This window comes from Staphylococcus sp. EG-SA-2, assembly GCF_017152085.1.
The window spans coordinates 1-4188 of record NZ_JACYHC010000493.1; the positions used below are offsets into that span (position 1 = coordinate 1).

The 4188-nt window shown below is 29.7% G+C and carries 5 protein-coding genes and 2 pseudogenes; all 7 read right to left on the bottom strand.

All coding sequences use genetic code 11. The features are described 5' to 3' along the window. A pseudogene (arlR, locus tag IDG60_RS07685) lies at positions 1-305 on the bottom strand (response regulator transcription factor ArlR); the annotation flags it as partial. 261 nt (positions 306-566) lie between these two features. Next, a pseudogene (locus tag IDG60_RS07690) lies at positions 567-699 on the bottom strand (hypothetical protein). Between the two features lie 76 nt (positions 700-775). Then, the gene (locus tag IDG60_RS07695; RefSeq protein ID WP_000184336.1) at positions 776-976 is read right to left on the bottom strand and encodes a hypothetical protein; all 201 of its coding nucleotides are present in this window, start codon (positions 974-976) and stop codon (positions 776-778) included. Positions 977-1092: 116 nt separating this feature from the next. Further along, positions 1093-1707 (bottom strand): phosphatase PAP2 family protein, encoded by a 615-nt coding sequence (locus IDG60_RS07700; protein WP_000084769.1) that lies wholly within the window; start codon positions 1705-1707, stop codon positions 1093-1095. A 16-nt stretch (positions 1708-1723) separates the two neighbouring features. After that, the gene (locus tag IDG60_RS07705; RefSeq protein ID WP_000160906.1) at positions 1724-2794 is read right to left on the bottom strand and encodes an undecaprenyldiphospho-muramoylpentapeptide beta-N-acetylglucosaminyltransferase; all 1071 of its coding nucleotides are present in this window, start codon (positions 2792-2794) and stop codon (positions 1724-1726) included. 11 nt (positions 2795-2805) lie between these two features. Then, entirely contained in the window at positions 2806-3315 is a 510-nt protein-coding gene (locus IDG60_RS07710; protein WP_000620194.1) for a GNAT family N-acetyltransferase, read from the bottom strand. Positions 3316-3714: 399 nt separating this feature from the next. Then, a partial coding sequence (locus tag IDG60_RS07715) for a S41 family peptidase (RefSeq protein WP_206160592.1) occupies positions 3715-4188 on the bottom strand: 474 nt, incomplete at its 5' end.

Here is a 4188-nt window from a genome sequence, read left to right on the forward strand (position 1 = left end):
GGCTTAACTATATAATCGTCTGCACCGTAATCAAGCCCAGCAACTTTGTCATACGTATCACTTTTCGCTGTAATTATAATGATAGGTGTAGATTGTTGTTGTCTAATTTTGCGACAAATTTCTAAGCCATTAATTGACGGCAACATTAAATCTAATATGATTAAATCATAGTAATGGCTAAGCGCTTTATCTAAACCGTCTTGTCCATCATACTCTGTGTCCACATTGTAATTTTCATGTGTGAGTTCCAATTCAAGAAATCTTGCTAAGTTTTGTTCATCTTCTACTATTAAAATTTGCGTCATTTGTACACCTCATATTACGACTTTTTCTAATAAGATAATATATTTTAAATTTTGTATTTTTCTATACAATAGTTGCTTTTTAAATTAGTTTGTTTACGTTTAAATTTTATCACAAATCAATAACCATGTTTTAAATTTTTCAAGCTACAATCATTAATTATTTATTAACTCAAATATTTAATAATCAGTTAATGGCATTCTGTTAATTCTGATTGCAGTACTTAAATATAGAATACTGTAACACAAGGCCTTACCGCAATATTAATTGTTGTCATATACTGACTTTTCACTATTGTAAAATGAATAGTTATTATCTTTATTTTCACAAAATGACCGTAGTTTAAACATTTTCACACATCATTTCAATGTGCGATTTTGAACTTGGAAGTAACATTTCATAATGTATAAATTCAAAAGGAGTATGTAAACAATATAATTTTTAAACCTCATAACTTTTAAATATTCTAATTCTAATGAGAAATACAAATTTTTTTATTTTCTAAAATAGCGTAATCATGCGTTTTATTTACTATTCTTAAAAAATATTCAAAAAAAGTTTTAGTTTCTAATTGACAATGATTCTCACTAATGTATAATAGTAGTTGAAAATGATTATCAATACCACATAGAACATCCCCCCCACAACGTTTCGTTCTTGTTGGATTGGTCATTTTCAAATATTCCCCTTTTATATGCCCGTAAAAGACAATATACGTTATAACAACGTTTTATAAAAGCAGTAAACCCTTACGACACTTTAGGTTTACTGCTTTTGTTTTTTTACTATTTAATTTATTAATTTATTTCTAAGTAATAACGTTGATAAAATAATGCAAAATACGCCACCAATAATGCCGGCAATAATATCTGTTGGATAATGTACACCTAGATATACACGTGATATGGAAATCAATAAAATCATAGCTGCACATAACCCTATAAGAATACCTTTTGAATTACCTTGATTTAATCGATTTAATAGATAGATACCACTTCCAAAATATGCAGTTGATCCCATAGCATGACCGCTAGGAAAACTAAATCCTGTTATATCAATTAAACGCAGCAATGTAGGTCTTTCTCTATCGAATATATTTTTTAATGCTGGATTCAAAATTCCAGATAGTGCCATTGTTAATGCAAAAAATAATGCTTCAATTTTGTGGCGCTTTAACATGAGATATGCCACAAGAAGTAATGAAATACATAACATTGCCCAGACTTCACCTACTTTAGTAGCCCCAAGCATGATAGATGTCGTAATAAAGCTCTCTGATGAATATATAAATTCATAAACTTCATTATCAATCCATTTCCCTAGTCTTGATTCGTGGAAAAACGCGATAATTCCAAAAACCAATGCAAAAACGATGAGCAAAGAGATACGTTTCCATTGACTCATAAAGCATTACCCCCCATTAATTCAATGCGTCTTTAATCATCTTATCAAATAAAGCTTCTTTCGTATAACTTTGTTCATACGATTTCATATTATTGATAATTCGAGTTCTTTCCTGTTCCATTTCATTTAGTTCTTGTAATAAAATTTGTGCTGTTAATTGTTCTTCATCAATCGTTTTAGCATAACCTTTATCAGCAAAATGATTTGCATTGTCAATTTGGTCGCCTCGGGATTGATCTAAACCTAATGGTACTAATAACATTGGTATACGTAATGTTAAGAACTCATAAATCGCATTTGATCCTGCTCTACTTATTACTGTGTCCGTAATTGCTAATAAATCTGTTAAATCCTCTTTAACAAATTCATATTGTATATATCCTGATTTTTTAACTTGAGCATCTTTTAATCCTTTACCAGTTAAATGTATCACTTGATATTGTTGTAATAATGCATCTAAGTTTTCGCGAATAATGCTATTTAATTTTTTACTTCCTAAGCTTCCACCCATAACAAGTAAAACTTTTTTATTTTCATTAAAGCCTGTTAATTGATAACCATTATGTGCATTACCATTTTTTAAATCTTCTCGAATTGTTGCTCCAATAAAATCAGCTTTCTCTTTAGGTAAGTAGTTTAGCGTTTCTTCAAATGTTGTATATATTTTCTTGGCAAATTTAAGTGCTATCTTATTCGCTAATCCTGGTGTTAAGTCAGATTCATGAATAATAGTTGGTATATTTAATGATTTGGCTGCAATAACAACAGGCACAGATACAAATCCACCTTTTGAAAATAATAGATCAGGTTTTTCTTTTTTCAAAACTTTACGAGCATCAAGAATACCTTTCAATACTTTAAATACGTCTTTGGCATTTTCTAAAGAAATATATCTTCTTAATTTACCACTCGAAATAGGATAATACTTAATTTCTGGTAGTTGTGATTCAATCATTTCTCTTTCAATACCATTTTTAGAACCAATATAAAGCGCTTCATAACCTTGTGATAATGCAGTTGGAATTAAACTTAAATTTACTGATACGTGTCCAACTGTTCCCCCTCCGGTAAATGCGATTTTCGTCATTAATATTACCTCTATTCTTTTAAATTTTTATAATATGCATAAAATGGTTCACCTTTATCATATGGCGGATATTCCATTAATTGTTCACCGACCTTATGAAATCCAAATTTCGCAAATAAACCTTGTGCAGGTTTGTTTAACGCAAAGGTGTCCGTTAAAATAACTTCTGCACCACGTGCTTTAACTACATCAATAACATAATTGAATAATTCTGTAGCAGCTCCTTTATATTCTTTCGAACCAGTTAATCGATGAATAACAAAGGCGCCTTCTCTATTTACTGGCCAGTCAATGTCATCATACCATTCTGCTTGGTCTTGGTCGACAACAATAAAGCCATAAATTTTGTCATTTTCCTCTAATACGTACAAATAATCTTTAGCAATATCTTCTTCAAAATGTTCTAAAAGTGGGTACTGATCGTCCCATTGCTCGTTGTCGTGTTCTTTCATTAATTCTTTTGCTTCTTCTACTAGATTTAAGATTTGATCTAAATCTGACATTTTACCTAGACGGATCATGTACGTCACTCCTTATATCGTTATGTTAAACATGTTTTTCAGTACATGTTAATCTTACACACTATTAACATGCTTTAAACCTTTATTATGAATGAAAAATAGTAATTATCACACTATGGGATGAAAATAACCAATAAAAGTATCATATACCAATTAATCGATTGTTAAAACTAGTGAATAATACTATTTAAAAAGTATATGCTCATAGTATATTAAAGCATGAATTGTTAACAGCGATGATAGAAATTGCGTTATTTACATCATTTGTAAATGTCTAATTTATATCTTTTAGGGTTAGACGTCAATAAAAATAAACACGCCTCCTAAATTGCTATCTTTGCAAATTTAGGAAGCGTGTCATTAACATAATAATAATACAATTTTAGTAGTGTGTATCGCTTATTTTAAAATATTAATCAACTTATCGAGAACATCATCATGTTTATTAGCTTTTTCAACTAATAACTCAGTAAATTTATTATTCGTTTCTTTATTAAATTCACCAGTTACCTCGAGTTTATTCGCTTGTTGGAAAGCTTTAACTTGATTTTCTAAAGCTTGATCAAATTGCGTTGATTCATTATCAACTTTATAACCTAAAGCTGATAAACCAATTTTAATAGTTTTAATATTTTTATCATCGTCTCCAACTTTAAATGTTTTCGTATTAGGAATGACATTTAAAGATTGATATTTAGGTGTGTCAATAGTAACGTCTGGTTTAATGCCCTTACCGTGAATATAATGACCATCTGGCGTTAACCATTTCATTTCAGTATATTTTAACAATGAACCATCCTTAAACTCTCTTGTAGTTTGTACGACACCTTTGCCGAATGTTTTTGACCCATAAACTTTAGCTTTATTATAGTC